Origin of the sequence: Cellulomonas sp. zg-ZUI22 (assembly GCF_017353535.1) — a bacterium.
Classification (GTDB): domain Bacteria; phylum Actinomycetota; class Actinomycetes; order Actinomycetales; family Cellulomonadaceae; genus Cellulomonas; species Cellulomonas wangleii.
Map to the genome: position 1 here is coordinate 1 of NZ_JAFMUZ010000005.1, position 17,869 is coordinate 17,869.

The following is a 17,869-nucleotide window of genomic DNA, read 5'->3' on the forward strand; positions in this document are numbered from 1 at the left end:
CGGGCGGGCGGGCGGGGCGGGCGGCGGGGGGGGGGCGGGCCCGGGGGCGGGCCCCCACCCCTCGTGCGAGGTCCGGGTCCGTCAGACCAGGCGGCGCATCCAGCCGTGCGTGTCCGCCGCGCGCCCGTACTGGATGTCGGTGAGCTGCTCACGGATGCGCATGGTCACCGGTCCGGCCTGGCCGTCGCCCACGACGAGGTCGAAGTCGTCGCTCGCGAGCCGCCCGATCGGCGTCATGACGGCCGCCGTCCCGCACGCGAACACCTCGCTGACGCTGCCGTCCGCCAGGCCGCGGCGCAGCTCGTCGAGCAGCACGGGCCGCTCCGCGACCTCGTGCCCCGCCTCCTGCAGCAGCGTGAGGATCGACGAGCGCGTCACGCCCTCGAGGATCGTGCCGGAGACCGCCGGGGTCACCACGGAGCCGTCCGCGTGGACCACGACGACGTTCATGCCGCCCAGCTCCTCGAGCTGGGTGCCGGTCCGGTCGTCGAGGAAGCAGACCTGCTCGAAGCCCTTGGCGTACGCCTCCTGCTGGGGCAGCAGGCTGGCGGCGTAGTTGCCGCCGCACTTGGCCGCGCCCGTGCCGCCGGCACCGGCGCGGTGGTACTCACGCGACACCCAGATCGACACCGGCTGCACCCCGCCCGGGAAGTACGGGCCGACGGGCGAGGCGATGACGAGGAACTCCGCCTCGAGCGAGGCCCGCACACCCAGGAAGGGCTCCGAGGCGTACATGAAGGGACGCAGGTAGAGGCTGGCCTCCTCCCCCGTCGGCACCCAGGCCCGGTCCACCTCGACCAGGGCGCGGATCGCCCCGAGGAAGTCCGCCTCGGGCAGCTCCGGCAGGGCGAGCCGCCGCGCCGACCGCGTGAACCGTGCCGCGTTGGCCTCCGGCCGGAAGGACCAGACGCTGCCGTCGGGGTGGGCGTACGCCTTGAGGCCCTCGAAGATCTCCTGGCCGTAGTGCAGGACCGCGGTCGCGGGGTCGAGCTGCAGCGGCCCGTACTTCTCCACGCGCCGCCCGGTCCAGCCGTCGGTGTGGGTCCACGAGATGCGGGCCATGTGGTCGGTGAAGACCGTGCCGAACTGCGGCGAGGCGAGCGCGGCCGCGCGCTGCTCGTCGGGGACGGGCGCGTCGGTGCGGTGGAGCTGGAAGGTCTCGGACGAAGGGGTCGTCAGGGTGCTCATCAGGGGGCCTTTCACCAGGGTCGACGTCGACGGTACCGGTGCGGACGGCCGGGAGGACAGGTGCACGCGTCGCCTGCGGACCACGGGACGCGCGGGCCGGGCCGGCCCCGCAGGGCGTCAGCCGGCGACGCGGGCGGCGAGGTCCTTGCCCACCTCGGCCGTCGACCGTACTCGCTCGCTCGCACCGCGCTCGGCGAGGTCGGCGGCCACGGCGGCCTCGACCCGCCGGGCCGCGTCGGCCTGGCCGACGTGGTCCAGCAGCATCGCGACGGACAGCACCGTGGCCGTCGGGTCGGCCTTGCCCTGGCCCGCGATGTCCGGCGCGGAGCCGTGGACGGGCTCGAACATGCTCGGTGCGGTGCGGTCGGGGTTGATGTTGGCGGAGGCGGCCAGGCCGATGCCGCCGGTGATCGCCGCGGCGAGGTCCGTGAGGATGTCGCCGAACAGGTTGTCGGTCACGATGACGTCGAACCGCGCGGGATCCGTCACCAGGAAGATCGTGGCGGCGTCGACGTGCAGGTAGTCGACCGTGACGTCGGGGAACTCGGCGTTGACCGCCTCGACCGTGCGCCGCCACAGGTGCCCCGCGTGCACGAGGACGTTGTGCTTGTGCACGAGCGTGAGCTTCTTGCGCGGGCGGGCCGCGGCACGCGCGAACGCGTCGCGCACCACCCGCTCCACGCCGAACGCCGTGTTCACGCTGACCTCGTTCGCCACCTCGTGCGGCGTGCCGACGCGGATGGCACCGCCGTTGCCGACGTACGGCCCCTCGGTGCCCTCACGGACGACGACGAAGTCGACGTCGCCGGGGTTCGCCAGCGGGCTGGTCACGCCGGGGAACAGCTTGCCCGGACGCAGGTTGACGTAGTGGTCGAGCGCGAACCGCAGCGTCAGCAGCAGGCCGCGCTCGAGGACGCCGGACGGCACGCTCGGGTCGCCGATCGCGCCGAGCAGGATCGCGTCGTGCGTGCGGATGGCGGCGAGGTCCTGGTCGGTCAGCGTCTCGCCCGTGGCGTGCCAGCGGCGCGCGCCGAGGTCGAAGTCGGTGGTGCGCACGGTGGTGCCGGTGCCGTGCAGCGCCTGCTCCAGCACCAGAAGGCCCTGCTCGACCACCTCCGTCCCGATGCCGTCGCCGGCCACGACGGCCAGGTTCAGGGTGGAGGACGAGGTGGTGTCGGTCATGCGCTCATCCTAGCGCCGCGTCCATCCCTCGGGATGCGCGTCTCACGTGGCGATCAGTCGACCGGCGGCGTGGGTCCGGTCCGAGGGTAGACGAGCTCGAACCGCTCGATCACCACGTCCATCGTCGGGGAGAACCCCGCATCGCCCAGCACACGGCGCCAGTAGACCTCGTGCTCCCGCCGCCACGACTCCAGCGACAGGTCGTCCTCGCCCTCGGCTGCCGCGTGCTCGGCGTCCACCTGGTCGAAGGGCACCACCGCGACCTCCGTCGTCCGCAGCAGCGCACGCGGGTCACCCGCGGAGTCCAGCACGATCGACACGTCGCCGACGCGCGGCAGCGGCTCGCCGGACGCGGTCATCTCGGCCAGCGCGGTCGACGTGGCGGTCTTGCGGCCGTCGAGCACCTGCGCGAGCAGCTCGTCCGCGAGGCGGGCGTCGTCGCCGAACGACCACGCGGGCGGTGCGACGGCGCCGTCCACCGACTCCCCCATGACCGAGTCGAGCCTGCCCCAGCCGAGGTGACCGCGCGCCGCGTCCCAGAAGTCCGTGATCCGCGTGTCCTGCGTGCCGGCCTCGGCACGCGCCGTGGGCTGCTGCTCGGTCATCGTCCGCCTCTCGTCGTCGGGCGTCGCTCACCGCACCCGCGCGGCGATCCTCCCCCATGTCCCGCCCCACCGCACCCAGACGCGGGGGGGGGGGGGGGGGGCCCCCCCCCCGCCCCCCCCCCCCCCCCCGGGGGGGGGGGGGGGGCCCGCCGGCCGGCGGGGCCCGGCCCGGGCCCGCCCCCACCTCTCGCTGCGGTCGTGAGGGGTGTCAGCGCGCGGCCGAGCCCTCCTGGTAGTCGGAGTCCGAGGGCTTGACCCACGCGAACAGCTTGCGCAGCTCGCGGCCGACCGGCTCGATCGGGTGGTTCTGGCCCTTCTCGCGCAGCGCCTGGAACTCCGGGGCGCCGGCGTCCTGGTCCGCGATGAAGCGCTCGGCGAAGGCGCCGTTCTGGATGTCCGCGAGGACGGCCTTCATGTTCTCCTTCACCTCGGGCGTGATGACCCGCGGGCCGGAGACGTAGTCGCCGTACTCGGCCGTGTCGGAGACCGACCAGCGCTGCTTGGTGATGCCGCCCTCCCAGATGAGGTCGACGATGAGCTTGAGCTCGTGCAGCACCTCGAAGTACGCGACCTCGGGCTGGTAGCCCGCCTCGGTGAGCGTCTCGAAGCCGTACTGGATGAGCTGCGACACGCCACCGCACAGGACTGCCTGCTCACCGAACAGGTCGGTCTCGGTCTCCTCGGTGAACGTCGTCTTGATGCCGGCGGCGCGCAGGCCGCCGATCGCCTTGGCGTACGACAGCGCGAGGTCCCACGCCGAGCCGGACGCGTCCTGCTCGACGGCGACGATGACCGGCACGCCGCGCCCGTCGACGTACTCGCGGCGGACCAGGTGGCCCGGCCCCTTGGGGGCGACCATGAGGACGTCGTGAGCCGCGGACGGCTTGATGTAGCCGAAGCGGATGTTGAAGCCGTGGCCGAAGACGAGCGCGGCGCCGTCCTTGAGGTTCGGCTCGATCTCGTCGCGGTACACGATGCGCTGGACCTGGTCCGGCGCCAGGATGACGACGACGTCGGCACCGGCGACGGCCTCGGCGACCGACGCGACCTTCAGGCCCTCGTTCTCGGCCTTCGCCCGCGACGCCGAGCCCTCGCGCAGGCCCACCGTGACGTCGACGCCGGAGTCGCGCAGGTTGAGGGCGTGCGCGTGCCCCTGGCTGCCGTAGCCGATGACGGCGACCTTCTTGGACTGGATGATCGACAGGTCGGCGTCGTCGTCGTAGAACAGCTCAGCCACGGTGGACTCTCCTCGGTGTGGGGGGTGAAGCGTGCGGGTGGTGCGAGCGGGGGGGCGTCAGGCCGAGCGGCTCACGCGCTCGAGCGCGCGGTCGGTGATCGAGCGGGAGCCGCGGCCGATGGCCACGGTGCCGGACTGCACGATCTCACGGATGCCGAACGGCTCCAGGGCGGCGAGCAGCGCGTCGAGCTTGCCGGGGCTGCCGGTCGCCTCGATCACGACCGAGTCCGGCACGACGTCGACGACGTGCGCACGGAACAGCTGGACGACCTCGAGCACGCCGGTGCGCTGGGTGACGTCGGCCTTGACCTTGACGAGCAGCAGCTCGCGCTGGACGGACGCGGCGTCCTCGAGCTCGACGATCTTGATGACGTTGACGAGCTTGTTCAGCTGCTTGGTCACCTGCTCCAGCGGGAGGGCGTCGACGTCGACGACGACCGTGATGCGGCTGATCTCCGTGTGCTCGGTGGGGCCCACGGCGAGCGAGTGGATGTTGAACGACCGCCGGGCGAACAGCCCTGCGACGCGCGTGAGCACGCCGGGCTTGTTCTCGACGAGGACGGACAGGGTGTGGCGGGTCATCGCTCTTCTTCCTTCCTCAGTCCTCGCGGTCCCACGCCGGGCTGATGCCCCGCGCGTACTGGATGGCGTCGTTGCTGACGCCGGCGGCCACCATCGGCCACACCATCGCGTCACGCGACACCGTGAAGTCCACGACCACGGGCCGGTCGTCGATCTCCATCGCGCGCTTGATGGTCGCGTCCACGTCCGCCTTCGTCTCGCACCGCAGGCCCACGGCGCCGTAGGCGTCCGCGAGCTTGACGAAGTCCGGGACGCGCACCGTGCCGTGGCCCGTGTGCAGGTCGGTGTTGGAGTAGCGCGACTCGTAGAACAGCGTCTGCCACTGGCGGACCATGCCCAGCGAGCTGTTGTTGATCACCGCGACCTTGATCGGGATCTCGTTGATCGTGCAGGTGGCCAGCTCCTGGTTGGTCATCTGGAAGCAGCCGTCGCCGTCGATCGCCCACACGGTGCGCGACGGGTCGCCCACCTTGGCGCCCATGGCGGCCGGCACCGCGAACCCCATCGTGCCGAGACCGCCGGAGTTCACCCAGGCGCCGGGGCGCTCGTACTTGATGAACTGCGCCGCCCACATCTGGTGCTGCCCGACGCCCGCGACGAAGATCGACTCGGGGCCCGAGATCTCGCCGATCCGCGAGATGACGTGCTGCGGTGCCAGGTGGCCGTCGGACGGCTCGTCGAACCCGAGGGGGAAGGTCTCCCGCCACGCGTCCAGCTGCTGCCACCACGCCTCGAGGTCGGGGCGCCCGTGCTGGGCCTGCTCGCGCTCGAGCTCGGGCAGCAGGTCGGCGATCACCTCGCGCAGGTCACCGACGATCGGGACGTCGGCGCGCTTGTTCTTGCCGATCTCGGCCGGGTCGATGTCGGCGTGGACGACCGTGGCGTTCGGCGCGAACGACGACAGCAGGCCGGTCACCCGGTCGTCGAAGCGGGCACCGAGGGCCACCACGAGGTCGGCCTTCTGCAGCGCCGCGACCGCCGCGACGGTGCCGTGCATCCCGGGCATGCCCAGGTGCTGCGGGTGGGAGTCGGGCAGCGCACCGCGCGCCATGAGCGTGGTGACGACGGGGGCGCCCGACAGGTCGGTCAGGCGACGCAGCAGGTCGGACGCACCCGCACGGACGACGCCGCCGCCCACGTAGAGCACGGGCCGGCGCGAGGTCGCGAGCAGCCGGGCCGCCTCGCGGATCTGCTTGACGTGCGGCTTGGTGACCGGGTGGTACCCGGGCAGCGAGATGTCCTGCGGCCACGAGAAGGTCGTCGTCGCCTGCATCGCGGACTTGGCGATGTCGACCAGCACGGGTCCCGGGCGACCGGTCGAGGCGATGTGGAACGCCTCGGCGATCGTGCGCGGGATGTCGTCGGGGTCGGTGACGAGGTAGTTGTGCTTGGTGATCGGCAGCGTGATGCCGACGATGTCGGCCTCCTGGAACGCGTCCGTGCCGATCATCGAGGCACCGACCTGACCGGTGATCGCCACCATCGGCACGGAGTCCATGTTGGCGTCCGCGATGGCGGTGACCAGGTTGGTCGCGCCCGGGCCCGAGGTCGCCATGGTCACGCCGACCTTGCCGCTCGCGTAGGCGTAGCCGGCCGCGGCGTGCCCGCCGCCCTGCTCGTGGCGCACGAGGATGTGCCGGACGCGGCGGGAGTCCATGAGCGGGTCGTACGTCGGCAGGATCGCGCCACCGGGGATGCCGAAGACGACCTCGGCCCCCGCCTCCTCCAACGAGCGGACGATCGACTGCGCCCCCGTGACCTGCTCGGGCCCGACCTGCCGGGGTGCGGCGGCCGCCGGCTCGGCGGCGCGGGGCACGGCCTCCGTGGCGGGGCGCACGGGGCGCACGGCTGTGCGCGGGGGTGCGGGGTGCGGACCCTGGACCATCATCGTCTCCTGCGGGTCGAGTGCGGGTGGGGTCGTCCGGTGCGGGTACCGCGCCGGGCGGACGCCGGGCACGAAAAAGCCCCTCGACCCGGGCACCGGGATGGACGAGGGGCGAGCGCGCGCGACGAGCGACCTGTGCGGGTGGCGTCAGCCGGCGCGCTCAGGAAGTACTACGAGGATCGTCTGCACACGGGCGACCATACGCCCGCCGCCCGCTCGTGTCACATCCCTCTCCGTCCGTCTCACATGCTGGTTCACGTGTCCGCTTCATGGACGCACGACGGCCGTCGGCGTGTCCTGACCTGCTCCTGGGCGTCGCCGCACGGCCCCGTCCTACGGTGAGGACAGCCCACGGCCCACCACGACGAGGAGCAATCATGGCCGCACCGGCCCGCCGCCTGGTCGTCGCCACCGCCGTCGCGACGCTCGTGACGCTGACCGCGTGCGCCCGCGACGTCGAGCCCACGCCCTCCGCGGCGCCGCCGTCCGTGACGGTCACGCCGAGCGCCGGCACCGCACCGGCACCCACGTCGACCACCGCGCCGACCACCGCGCCGTCGCCGACCGCCCAGCCCGCCGTGCCCGCCGAGGCGGCCTTCGCGCCCCCCGGCACGGAGCTGACCCAGGACGGAGACGCCGCCGGCTACGTCGTGACGCAGGTCCGCGTCGGCGAGCACCCCGGGTACGACCGCGTCGTGTACGAGCTCACGGGCGGCGAGGGCACGCCCGGCTACCGCGTCGGCTGGGTCGACCAGGCCGTCGAGGACCCGAGCGGCGAGGTCCGCCAGGTCGACGGGGACGCGGTCCTGCAGGTCTGGCTGATCGGGACCACCTACCCGGTCGACGGCGGCCCGCAGGAGCACGCCGGCGACGTGCGCCCCGACGACGGCGACATCGAGCAGGTCGTGCGCCCGCTGACCTTCGAGGGCATGACCCAGTCGTTCGTCGGCGTCGACGACGGGCTGCGGCCGTTCCGCGTCACGGTCCTGCAGGACCCCGTCCGGGTCGTCGTCGACGTCCAGGACTGAGCCCCGTCAGCGGTAGGTGACGGGCACGTCGCGGAACGTCGGACCCTCGGGCCCCATGACGACGTCGAGCGACTCGACGCGCACCTCGGGCGCGGCGAACCACGCCTGGTACAGCACGGGCCTGCCCTCCACGGTCTCGGCCCGCACCACGTCCGTGTGCCAGTCGTCCAGCACCTCGTGCTGCACCAGCGACGTGACGTCGCCGACCAGCGGCTCGCGGTCGAGCATGGCGTCCAGCGGGACCCGCTCGTCCGGGTCGGCGCCCGCGCCGCCGAGCGGCGTGAACGCGACACGCAGCTCCATCACCGGTCCGTCGACGACGAGCGCCTGCACGGCGATCCGCGTGCGACCCGGGTAGCGGCCCGACCCCGGCACCGTGAGCTCGGCGACCCCGCCGCCGTCGCCCGCGGTGACGACCTCCCCGTCGAACGCGACCGGCGCGGCCGGCTCGGCGCGCTCGGCGCCCGTGCACCCGGCGACGAGCACCAGCGCAGCGACGAGGCCCACGATCCCGCCCCCGCGCCTCATCGCTCCACCTCCACGTCGACCCCGGTGATGACGGGCAGCCCGTCGCCCAGCACCACGTCCACCTCGGAGGGATCGCCCACCAGCCGCGGGTAGGTGATCGTGAACCGCCGCGGGGCGGACAACCGCGTCCCGACCTGCTGCCCCTCCCCCGCCCACTGGTCCGCGAGCCGCCGGACGCGGACCTCGCCGTACCGCAGCAGCCCCTCGCGGTCGACCAGGACGGGGTCCCACGCGACGCCGCGGCTCCGCGAGCCCTCGTCGAGGGCCTCGTGCAGGTCAGGCATGTCCTTGACGTGGCGTTCGGCGCCCTCGAGCCGGACGATGAGCGACAGCTGCGTGACGGCACCACGCACGACCAGCTCCTCGACGCCGACGACGACCTCGGCACCTGCGACCGTGACGGCCGGGAAGCGGACCTCGTCGCTCGTGACGGCGTCCGTCGGCAGCGGCAGGACGTGGGGCGACGTCGCGGGTCGCGGCGGCGCCGCGTGCACGGGCTCGGGCGTGGGCGTCGACGTGGCGCCGGCGACCGACCGGTACCGCAGCTCGACGCGCCGGTTGGTCGCGCGCTGCTCGGGGGCGTCGTCGCCGCCCTCCTCGACCTCGGGGCGCGCCTCGCCGTACCCGACGACCGTCAGTGCGAGGTCGGGGCGCGCGGTGCGCACGGCGTCGGCGACGGCCGCGGCACGGCTCTCCGACAGCGCCTGGTTGCGCTCCGGCGTGCCGACGGAGTCGGTGTGCCCCTCGACGGCGACCTCGCCGCCGTCGGGCACGTCGGACACCAGGCGGCCGATCTCCGCCCGCGCGGCGTCGGAGAGCGACGCGTCGTCGCCCGCGAACAGGAGGTCGGTCGCGAGCGACAGGACCGTCTCCCCGTCCTCCTCCGCCCGCGTCGCCAGAGGGGTGACGCGCAGGTAGGGACCGCTGTAGTCGTCCACGGAGAAGCGGAACCTCTCCGGGTCACCGACCCGCACGGACTTCTCGCGCACCTTCGCCGTGACGGCGGGCAGGTCGCCGAGGCTGATGGGCCCCGGCGGTGTCGGCGCTGCCGCGACCAGCAGCAGGCACAGCGGGGCCGCGACCAGGTGCCGGCGCCTCACGGTCGCACCACCGGCACGCGCGCGACCGACCCCCAGGACGGGTCGACGACGAGGTCCAGGGTCTGCACCTGGTCGCCGGGCGCGGCGAACCACGCCTGGTAGACGACCGGCTCGCCCACGACCGTCTCCGCCTGCAGGACCGCGGTGTGTCGCGGCCCGGACGAAGCCCCCAGCACCTCGTACGTCGTGAGCGTGCGGACGTCGCTCAGGACGGGGGTGCGGTCGACGAGCTGATCGACGCGGATCGGCCCGTGGTCGCGCGCCTCGTCCCCGCCCAGCGGCGTCAGCGTCAGCCGCAGCTCCATCGCGTCGCCGTCGACGTGCAGCGGGTGCACGGCGACGCGCACCTCGCCGTCGTACCCGTGGCTGTGGGGCGCCGTGAACTCGACGACGGGGGCCCCCACGTCCGCCGGGGTGCCGCCCGTGCACCCGACGAGCAGCAGCAGGGCACCCAGGCCCGCGCCCTGTACGACACTCCGCCTCACGCACGCACCTTTCGCCGGGATCGCGGCGGTCACGCTACACGCGGACCGGGCGCGGCCGACGGCCCCGTCCCCCGACCGCGCGGCGACGCCACCCGATCAGGGGTGGCCCACGGCCCCCTCGAGCCCGGTGGTGACGAGCGCGCCCACGCACAGCGCGGCGACGAGCATGACGAGCGGGAACGGCGCGCGGCTGCGCGGCCGCACCACGGCGGTCACGCCCGCCGCGCACGCCACCGCCACCGCGAGCACGCCCACGACGACGGTCGCGCCGCGGGGCGGCCCGGGCGGGCCGACGACCGCCACGCCGACGGCCACCGCGAGCGTCGCCGGCGCGAGGACGGCGGTCGCCCGGCGCCCCATCCGGTGCGGCAGCCCCCGCACACCGGTGGCGGCGTCGTCGTCCAGGTCCGGCAGGACGTTGGCCAGGTGCGCACCGACGCCCAGCAGCGCTCCGACCGCCACCAGCCAGACCGCCGGCCGCGCGTCGCCGGGCAGCGCGAGCACGACGAAGGTGGGCAGGGCGCCGAAGGCCACCGCGTAGGGCAGCCACGACACGGCGCTCGACTTCAGCCCCAGGTTGTACGCCCAGCCCATCGCGACGACGACGAGGTGCGCGACGACGGGCGCGGCACCCGTGGGCACCGACAGCACGACGCTCGCCGCGACGGCGACGAGCGCGGCGGTCCGCAGGCCCGCCGCGGTCACACCGCCGGACACCACCGGCTTGTCCGTGCGCCCCACGGCGAGGTCCCGCGCGGCGTCGAGCCAGTCGTTCGACCAGCCGATCGACAGCTGCCCCGCCAGGACAGTGCCCAGCACCAGCAGCACCGTGCCGGCAGGCGCCCCGACGGCGACCGCGAGCGCCGTGCACAGGGACGTGACGACGACCGTGGGGCCGAGGTGCGACGCGAGGAGCAGAGCGACGAGACGGCGTCCCGCGTGCGGCGGGCCCGACGCGTGGCCGGGCTCGGTCGAGGTGTCGGCCACGGGTGCGACGGTAGCCTCACCGCGCCGTCCGGCGCAGTGCGTGGGACGATTCCGGGCATGTCGCGTGTCCTGGCCGTCGCCTCCGCCCTGCCGGGCCCGGGCCACGACCAGGCGACGATCAGCGAGGTCGTCGCCCCCCTGGTCACGGGTTCGGACGCGGGCGCCGCCCGACTGCTGCGCCGCGTGCACGCGGCGAGCGGCGTGGCGACGCGGCACCTGGCGCTGGCGCCGGAGGAGTACGCGGACATCCGCGACTTCGGCCAGGCCAACGACCTCTACCTCCGGGTCGGCACCGACCTGGCGGAGCGGGCGGTGCGCGAGGCCCTCGCCCGCGCGGGCGTGCACGCCGCCGACGTCGACTTCGTCCTGCTGACGTCCGTGACGGGCATCGGCGCCCCGTCCGTCGACGCCGCGCTGGTCGGGCGGCTGGGCATGCGCGACGACGTCAAGCGCCTTCCGTCGTTCGGGCTGGGGTGTGCCGGCGGCGCGGCGGGCCTGGCACGGGTGCACGACTACCTCGTCGGCCACCCGCACGACACGGCGCTGCTGGTCTGCCTGGAGCTCTGCTCGCTCACGCTGCAGCACGCCGACTCCGACCCCGCCGCGCTCGTCGCCAGCGGCCTGTTCGGGGACGGCGCCGCGGCGGCCGTCCTCGTCGGCTCGGCGCACCCGGCGGGTCTGGCCTCCCACGGCCCCCGGATCGAGGCCACCCGCAGCCGGCTGTACCCCGGCACGTCGGGGGACCTGGGCTGGCGGATCGGCGCGTCCGGCTTCCGGATCGTCCTGTCCGCCGAGCTGCCGGACGTCGTCCGGTCCGAGGTGGCCGGCGACGTCAAGTCGCTCCTGGCCGGGCACGGGCTCGATCCGCAGGACGTGACGCGCTGGGTGGTCCACGCCGGCGGCCCGCGCATCCTCGACGCGGTCGAGGGCGCGCTCGACCTGCCCCCGGACGCGCTCGGTGCGAGCCGGAAGTCCTTGGCCGCGGTCGGCAACCTGTCGTCGGCCTCGGTGCTCGACGTCCTCGACCGGACCCTGCGCACCGACCCGCCGCCCGACTCCCCGGGGGTGGTCCTCGCGTTCGGCCCCGGGGTCGGGCTCGAGTCGGTCCTGCTGCGCTGGTCCCCGACGGAAGGCTGACGCCGTGCTCACCCTCTACTTCGTGGTCGTCGGCCTGACGGCCGTGGAACGTCTCCTCGAGCTCGTGGTCTCCAGGCGCAACGCCGCGTGGTCGTTCGCGCGCGGTGGTGTCGAGAGCGGCCTGGGCCACTTCCCGGCGATGGTCGCCCTGCACACGGCGCTGCTCGTCGCGTGCGTGGTCGAGGTGCTCGTCGCCGACCGGCCGTTCCTGCCGTGGCTCGGCTGGCCGGCCCTCGCGCTCGTCGTCGCGAGCCAGGCGCTGCGCTGGTGGTGCATCGCGACGCTGGGGCCGCGCTGGAACACCCGCGTCATCGTGGTCCCGGGCCTGTCCCTGGTGGACCGCGGCCCGTACCGCTGGTTCCGGCACCCGAACTACGTGGCCGTCGTCGTCGAGGGCATCGCGCTGCCGCTCGTCCACACCGCGTGGGTCACGGCCCTGGTGTTCACGGTGCTCAACGCCGTCCTCCTGCTGCGCTTCCGCATCCCGGCGGAGGAGCGCGCGCTGCAGACCGCGACCGCGACCGCCTGACCGCGTGCCCGACACCGACGTCCTCGTCGTGGGCGGCGGCCCCGTGGGCCTGGCCGCGGCGATCGAGGCGCGGCTGCGCGGACTCGACGTCGTCGTGCTGGAGCCGCGCACGGGGTCCGTCGACAAGGCCTGCGGCGAGGGCCTCATGCCTGGGGCGCTCAGCCTGCTGCAGGGATGGGACGTCGATCCGCAGGGGCACGCGATCGTCGGCATCAGCTACCGCTCCCCCGCGGGGCACGTGGACCACCGCTTCCGCCACGGGACGGGACGCGGGGTGCGGCGCACGACCCTGCACGACGCCCTGCGGGCACGCGCCGCCGACCTCGGAGCGGTCACCGTCGTGGCACGGGCCGACGACGTGCGCACGACCCCGGGCGGTGTCGTCGCGGGCGGTGTCTCGGCCCGGTACCTGCTCGCGTGCGACGGGTTGCACTCGACGGTGCGCCGGCGGCTGGGCCTGGAGGCGACCGACGACGCGCGGCCCGGGCGCCGCCGGTACGGGCTGCGTCGCCACTACGCGGTGGCGCCGTGGAGCGATCTCGTCGAGGTGCACTGGGCGCCCCTCGCGGAGGCGTACGTGACCCCGGTGGCCCCCGACCTCGTCGGGGTGGCACTGCTCGGCCCACGCGGCATCGACCCGGCGGACGTGCTGGCGTCGCTGCCCGAGCTCGCGGCGCGGCTCGAGGGTGCACCGGCCGGACCGCTGCGGGGAGCGGGCCCCCTGCGCCGGCGCAGCACGCGCCGCACCTCAGGCCCCGTGCGGCTCGTCGGCGACGCGTCGGGCTACGTCGACGCGCTCACCGGCGAAGGGCTGCGCGTGGGCTTCGCGCAGGCACGGGCGGCCGTCGCGACGCTCGACGACCCGGCCGCGTACGAGCGCGCCTGGTGGGCCGCCACGCGGGACTACCGGGCGCTCACGTCGGGGCTGGTCGCGTGGGCGTCGTCCCCGCTGCGGGGCGCGCTCGTCCCCACCGCGCGCCGCCTGCCAGGGGTGTTCGGAGCCGTCGTCGAGCGCCTGGCCCGCTGACCGGCGGTCAGACGACCGGGTCCGGGTCCGGGTCCGGGTCCATGTCGAACCCCGGCAGGCCGTCGATGCTCGTGCGGTTCTTCATCCGCCGGTACGCCGCGCGCCCGTCGGCGCCCTTGCGGGCCATGTGCTGCGGCAGCAGGTCGCGCTCGCCCCGGTAGTCCATGAACGGCACGCCGTACCCGCACGAGTCGGAGACGCGGTCGACGTCCACGACGACGACCGCGCGCACGCCCCGGGACTCGTCCAGGCCGCCCTCGAAGCGCGTCAACAGCTCGTCGAAGCCCTCGTCGTACAGCGTGACGAACCGGCCCCGTCCGTGCAGCCGCACGATGTCCGGCGGTCCCTCGAACGCACAGAACATCAGCGTGATGCGGCCGTTCTGCCGCAGGTGCGCGATGGTCTCCGACCCCGAGGCGGTGAGGTCGACGTACGCGACCGTACGGTCGTCGAGCACCGCGAACGTGCCGCCGACGCCCTTGGGCGACACGTTGACGTGCCCGTCGGGGCCGCTCGGCGCGGTCGCGACGAAGAACACGTGCTGCGCGAGGAGCCACGCACGCATGCGCTCGGTGATCCGCTCGTGGACCTTGGCCATCGGGACAGCGTGCCCGAGACGTGCCGTGCGCACCAGGGCGTCCTGGGCCGTGGACGGACCGCCTCAGCCACCCGTGGCGGCACCCGCGACCCGCCGCAGCACGACGCCCTCCCACGGCGCCAGCCGCACGAGACCGCCGTGCGGCACCGCCGGGTCGTCGACGTTCCCGATCACCACCTCGGCACCGTCCCACGTCGCGTCGACGTCCACCCGCTGCTCGTCCCCCGAGAAGTTCCCGAGGACCAGCAGGGCGTCCCCGTCGAGCTCGCGCGTGAACGCGTAGACGTGGGGGTGCTCCGGCAGCAGCATCGTGAAGTCGCCGAGCCGGACCGTCGCGTCGTCGTGCCGCAGCGCGATGAGCCGGCGGTAGTGGTGGAACACCGAGCGCGGGTCGGCCCGCTCGGCCTCGGCGTTGACGCTGCGGTGGTTGGGGTTCACCGGCAGCCACGGCTCCCCGGTCGTGAAGCCGGCCTGCGGCGACGCGTCCCACTGCACCGGTGTGCGCGCGTTGTCGCGGCTCATCGCCGCCAGCCCGGCCAGCAGCCGGTCGTCGCTCGTGTGCCCCAGCGCCCGGGTCTCCTGCACGTACCGCAGCGACTCGATGTCCCGGTAGGCGTCGAACGACCTGAGGTGCGCGTTCGTCATCCCGAGCTCCTCGCCCTGGTAGACGTACGGCGTGCCGCGGTGCAGGTGCAGCACCGTGGCCAGCATCGTCGCCGACTCGCGGCGGTACTCGCCGTCGTCGCCGAACCGGGACACGATCCGCGGCTGGTCGTGGTTGTCCCAGTACAGCGCGTTCCAGCCGACGTCGGCGAGCCCCGCCTGCCAGCGCCCCAGGACCGCCTTGAGGTCGCGCAGGTCGAGCGGCCGCGGGTCGAACTTGCCGCCGGGCCCGTGGTCGAGGCCGACGTGCTCGAAGGTGAACACCATGTCGAGCTCGCGGCGGGAGGGGTCGGTGAACAGCGCACCGTCCTCGACGGTCGCGCCGGGCGTCTCCCCCACCAGCAGCAGGCCCGCGCGACGGCCGTCGAAGACCTCGCGGTGCATCTCCTGCAGGTACTCGTGCAGGCGCGGGCCGTGCATGTACTGCCCCGACCCGTCACCCAGCGCCCCGGTCGTGGCCGGCCCGTCGGCCAGCGACCCGTCCGGGCCGACGGCCTTGGAGATGAGGTTGATGACGTCCATGCGGAAGCCGTCGACCCCGCGGTCCAGCCACCAGCGCATCATCGCGTAGACCGCCTGGCGGACCTCCGGGTTCTCCCAGTTGAGGTCCGGCTGCTTGCGGCTGAACAGGTGCAGGTAGTACTCGCCGGTCGCCTCGTCGTACTCCCAGGTGGGGCCCGAGAAGAACGACGCCCAGTTGGTCGGCTCGGCGCCAGGGGTTCCCGGCTGCATGCCGGGGCGGGCCGGGCGCCACCAGTACCAGTCGCGCTTCGGGTTGTCGGTGGACGAGCGCGACTCGACGAACCACGGGTGCTCGTCGCTCGTGTGGTTGACGACCAGGTCCATGACGACCTTGATGCCGCGGTCGTGCAGCGCCTCGACGACCGCGTCGAGGTCCTCGAGGGTCCCGAACAGCGGGTCGACGTCCTGGTAGTCGCTGATGTCGTACCCGTTGTCGTCCTGCGGGCTGCGGTAGAGCGGCGAGAACCACACGACGTCGACACCCAGGTCGGCCAGGTGGTCCACCCGCTGCAGCACGCCGCGCAGGTCGCCGATGCCGTCGCCGTCCGAGTCCTGGAAGGACCGCGGGTAGATCTGGTAGACCACGGCGCCGGTCCACCAGGGGGCGTCGTCGACGGTGAAGGTCATGAGCGCTGCTCCTCGTCCGGGGCCTTCGACCGTCGCACGACCAGCCATGGGTCGCACGTCGCGCGCGTCGCCGGTCCGCGGTGCAGGTCGCCGGACGCGTCACTTGATCGCGCCGCGGGTGACGCCCGAGATCACCCAGCGCTGCGCCACGACGTAGACGAGCAGCAGCGGCGCCATCTGCATGAGGTAGGAGGCGAACGCGACCGTGTAGTTGGTGTTGAACTGGCTCTGGAAGACGTACTGCGTCAGCGGCAGGGTCAGGTCGTCGCGCTGGCTGAGGATCACCAGGGGCAGCATGAAGTCGTTCCACACCCAGATGACCGTGAGGATCGCGACCGTCGCGTTCATCGGCGCCAGCAGCGGGAACACGATCCGCCAGAACACGGCCCACGTCGACGCCCCGTCGATGCGCGCCGCCTCCTCGAGCTCGAGGGGGATGGACTTGATGTAGGCGACGAACACGAAGATGTTGAACGCCAGCCCGTACACCGTGTACAGCAGGACCAGGCCGATCTGGTTGTCCAGGCCGAGCTGCGCGGTCAGCTTCACCACGGGCAGCATGATGATCGGGAACGGCACGAACAGCGCCGACACGAAGTAGAAGTACAGGCCCTTGAAGACCTTGTGGTGGGCCATCTGCCGCGCGATCGCGTAGGACACGAGCGAGTTGGTCAGCAGAGTCAGGACGAGCGCGCCGACGGTGAGCATCAGGCTGTTGCCCGCCGCCTGCGGGAAGTTGGTCAGGCGCCACGCGTCCGCGAAGTTCGACCACGTCCAGCTCTCCGGGACGCCGAACCCGGCACCGCCGAGCTGCGCCGGTGTCTTCAGCGCCGTGACGACCGTGAAGTACAACGGGACCAGGACGGTGAGCGACCCGAGCACGAGCAGGATCGTCAGCGGCCAGCTGACCTTCCCCTCCGCCAGGTCGCGGCGGCGCAGGCTGCGCCCGCTGCGCGAGGTCGTCCCGGTCACCCTGCGCCGCAGCACGGTGTCGGACATCAGGACTCCGCCTCCCTCGACTGCAGGAACCGCAGCTGCGCGAGCGACAGCACGATGATGACGACGAGGTACACCACGGCGTTGGCCGTCTGGTACGCGTACTCCCCGCCCTGGAAGCCGCCGCGGTAGATCACCAGGGAGATCGACTCCGTCGCCGTGCCCGGCCCGCCGTTGGTCAGTGCGATGACGTGGTCGAAGACCTGCAGGAAGTTCTTCAGCGACAGCACCATGTTGATCGTGAAGAACGCGCTGATCAGGGGGAACGTGATCGACCGGAACCTGCGCCAGGTCGACGCGCCGTCGAGCGACGCCGCCTCGTACAGCTCGCCCGGGATCGTCTGCAGACCGGCGAGGTACAGGATGATGTTGAACGCGCACGCCTGCCACACCGCCAGGACGACGATGCCGAGCCACGCGAGGTCCTCGTTCGCCAGGATCGACGTCGACAGCCACTCGACGCCCAGCGCCTGCCCGAGCACCGGCAGGGAGTTGGAGAACAGGTAGTTGAAGACGTACCCGACGACCAGCACGGCCAGCACGTTCGGGATGAAGTACAGGCCGCGCAGCGTCGTCTGCAGCCGGATGCGGGCGTTGAGGCCCATCGCGATCGTCAGGGCGAGCGCGTTGGTCAGGACCGTCGCGACGATCGCGAACTGGAACGTGAACAGGTACGAGTGCGCGATCCGGTCGTTGCCGAACAGGTTGAGGTAGTTGCGCAGCCCCACGAACTGCCAGGTGCCGTACCCGGCGTAGTCGGTGAAGCTGAAGAAGATCCCCTGCAGCACCGGCAGCGTGTGGAACACGAAGAAGATCGCGACCGCCGGCAGGACCATCCACCAGAACGCGCGCGGCACGCGCGACGGCGGACGCAGGGGGCGGGGTGCGTCGGGCGGCTCAGGCGGTGGGGCGACGTGCGCCGGGGTCGGCGCGGCGGCGGTGGCCATGGCGGACTCCTTCGTC

General features: G+C 73.4%; 18 protein-coding genes. 4 read left to right on the forward strand and 14 right to left on the reverse strand.

Features of this window, described 5'->3' with window-relative positions; translation table 11 throughout:
- Positions 1 to 81 precede the first annotated feature (81 nt).
- The 6 genes from J1G43_RS13705 to J1G43_RS13730 form a co-directional block, all read right to left on the reverse strand.
- A complete protein-coding gene (locus J1G43_RS13705) occupies positions 82 to 1,188 on the reverse strand; it encodes a branched-chain amino acid aminotransferase (RefSeq protein ID WP_207370882.1) in 1,107 nt (368 codons plus the stop codon).
- Positions 1,189 to 1,305: 117 nt separating this feature from the next.
- Positions 1,306 to 2,370 carry a 3-isopropylmalate dehydrogenase gene (locus tag J1G43_RS13710; RefSeq protein WP_207340767.1) on the reverse strand — a complete coding sequence of 355 codons (1,065 nt, stop codon included), beginning with the start codon at positions 2,368 to 2,370 and terminating at the stop codon, positions 1,306 to 1,308.
- A gap of 53 nt (positions 2,371 to 2,423) precedes the next feature.
- Positions 2,424 to 2,975, reverse strand: a complete 552-nt coding sequence (locus J1G43_RS13715; protein WP_207340768.1) for an ASCH domain-containing protein — start codon at positions 2,973 to 2,975, stop codon at positions 2,424 to 2,426.
- 208 nt (positions 2,976 to 3,183) lie between these two features.
- Complete coding sequence (ilvC, locus tag J1G43_RS13720; RefSeq protein WP_207340829.1) at positions 3,184 to 4,212, reverse strand: ketol-acid reductoisomerase; 1,029 nt, start codon at positions 4,210 to 4,212, stop codon at positions 3,184 to 3,186.
- Positions 4,213 to 4,269: 57 nt separating this feature from the next.
- Positions 4,270 to 4,794: an acetolactate synthase small subunit gene (gene ilvN / locus J1G43_RS13725; protein WP_207340830.1), complete on the reverse strand. Its 525-nt coding sequence runs from the start codon at positions 4,792 to 4,794 to the stop codon at positions 4,270 to 4,272.
- Between the two features lie 16 nt (positions 4,795 to 4,810).
- Entirely contained in the window at positions 4,811 to 6,679 is a 1,869-nt protein-coding gene (locus J1G43_RS13730) for an acetolactate synthase large subunit (protein ID WP_207340880.1), read from the reverse strand.
- A gap of 377 nt (positions 6,680 to 7,056) precedes the next feature.
- Here J1G43_RS13730 and J1G43_RS13735 point away from each other — a divergent pair, with 377 nt between their 5' ends.
- A complete protein-coding gene (locus tag J1G43_RS13735; RefSeq protein WP_207370883.1) occupies positions 7,057 to 7,707 on the forward strand; it encodes a hypothetical protein in 651 nt (216 codons plus the stop codon).
- A gap of 6 nt (positions 7,708 to 7,713) precedes the next feature.
- Here J1G43_RS13735 and J1G43_RS13740 read toward each other — a convergent pair whose 3' ends face one another.
- The 4 genes from J1G43_RS13740 to J1G43_RS13750 form a co-directional block, all read right to left on the reverse strand.
- The gene (locus J1G43_RS13740) at positions 7,714 to 8,235 is read right to left on the reverse strand and encodes a hypothetical protein (protein ID WP_207378645.1); all 522 of its coding nucleotides are present in this window, start codon (positions 8,233 to 8,235) and stop codon (positions 7,714 to 7,716) included.
- Entirely contained in the window at positions 8,232 to 9,335 is a 1,104-nt protein-coding gene (locus J1G43_RS19100) for an OmpA family protein (protein ID WP_307859601.1), read from the reverse strand. The genes J1G43_RS13740 and J1G43_RS19100 overlap by 4 nt, the downstream gene beginning before the upstream one ends.
- Complete coding sequence (locus J1G43_RS19105) at positions 9,332 to 9,820, reverse strand: hypothetical protein (RefSeq protein ID WP_207800605.1); 489 nt, start codon at positions 9,818 to 9,820, stop codon at positions 9,332 to 9,334. Before J1G43_RS19105 ends, J1G43_RS19100 begins: the two co-directional genes overlap by 4 nt.
- Before the next feature lie 96 nt (positions 9,821 to 9,916).
- A complete protein-coding gene (locus J1G43_RS13750) occupies positions 9,917 to 10,807 on the reverse strand; it encodes a UbiA family prenyltransferase (protein WP_207378647.1) in 891 nt (296 codons plus the stop codon).
- 57 nt (positions 10,808 to 10,864) lie between these two features.
- Between J1G43_RS13750 and J1G43_RS13755 the strand changes: the two genes are divergently transcribed.
- Genes J1G43_RS13755 through J1G43_RS13765 form a run of 3 tightly spaced genes read left to right on the forward strand, consistent with a single transcriptional unit; the run spans position 10,865 to position 13,500 of the window.
- Positions 10,865 to 11,944: a type III polyketide synthase gene (locus tag J1G43_RS13755; protein ID WP_207378648.1), complete on the forward strand. Its 1,080-nt coding sequence runs from the start codon at positions 10,865 to 10,867 to the stop codon at positions 11,942 to 11,944.
- A gap of 4 nt (positions 11,945 to 11,948) precedes the next feature.
- The gene (locus J1G43_RS13760) at positions 11,949 to 12,473 is read left to right on the forward strand and encodes an isoprenylcysteine carboxyl methyltransferase family protein (RefSeq protein WP_207378649.1); all 525 of its coding nucleotides are present in this window, start codon (positions 11,949 to 11,951) and stop codon (positions 12,471 to 12,473) included.
- A gap of 4 nt (positions 12,474 to 12,477) precedes the next feature.
- Positions 12,478 to 13,500, forward strand: coding sequence for an FAD-dependent monooxygenase (locus tag J1G43_RS13765; RefSeq protein ID WP_207378650.1), 1,023 nt, complete (start codon positions 12,478 to 12,480; stop codon positions 13,498 to 13,500).
- Between the two features lie 7 nt (positions 13,501 to 13,507).
- On the opposite strand, the gene J1G43_RS13770 is transcribed toward J1G43_RS13765, so the two are convergent.
- The 4 genes from J1G43_RS13770 to J1G43_RS13785 form a co-directional block, all read right to left on the reverse strand.
- On the reverse strand, positions 13,508 to 14,098 hold the full coding sequence (locus J1G43_RS13770; RefSeq protein ID WP_207378651.1) for a pyridoxamine 5'-phosphate oxidase family protein: 591 nt from the start codon (positions 14,096 to 14,098) through the stop codon (positions 13,508 to 13,510).
- 63 nt (positions 14,099 to 14,161) lie between these two features.
- Positions 14,162 to 15,910 carry an alpha-glucosidase gene (locus tag J1G43_RS13775; protein WP_207378652.1) on the reverse strand — a complete coding sequence of 583 codons (1,749 nt, stop codon included), beginning with the start codon at positions 15,908 to 15,910 and terminating at the stop codon, positions 14,162 to 14,164.
- A 99-nt stretch (positions 15,911 to 16,009) separates the two neighbouring features.
- Positions 16,010 to 16,909, reverse strand: coding sequence for a carbohydrate ABC transporter permease (locus J1G43_RS13780; RefSeq protein ID WP_207370892.1), 900 nt, complete (start codon positions 16,907 to 16,909; stop codon positions 16,010 to 16,012).
- Complete coding sequence (locus J1G43_RS13785; RefSeq protein ID WP_307859602.1) at positions 16,909 to 17,853, reverse strand: sugar ABC transporter permease; 945 nt, start codon at positions 17,851 to 17,853, stop codon at positions 16,909 to 16,911. The genes J1G43_RS13780 and J1G43_RS13785 overlap by 1 nt, the downstream gene beginning before the upstream one ends.
- Between the last annotated feature and the right edge of the window lie 16 nt (positions 17,854 to 17,869).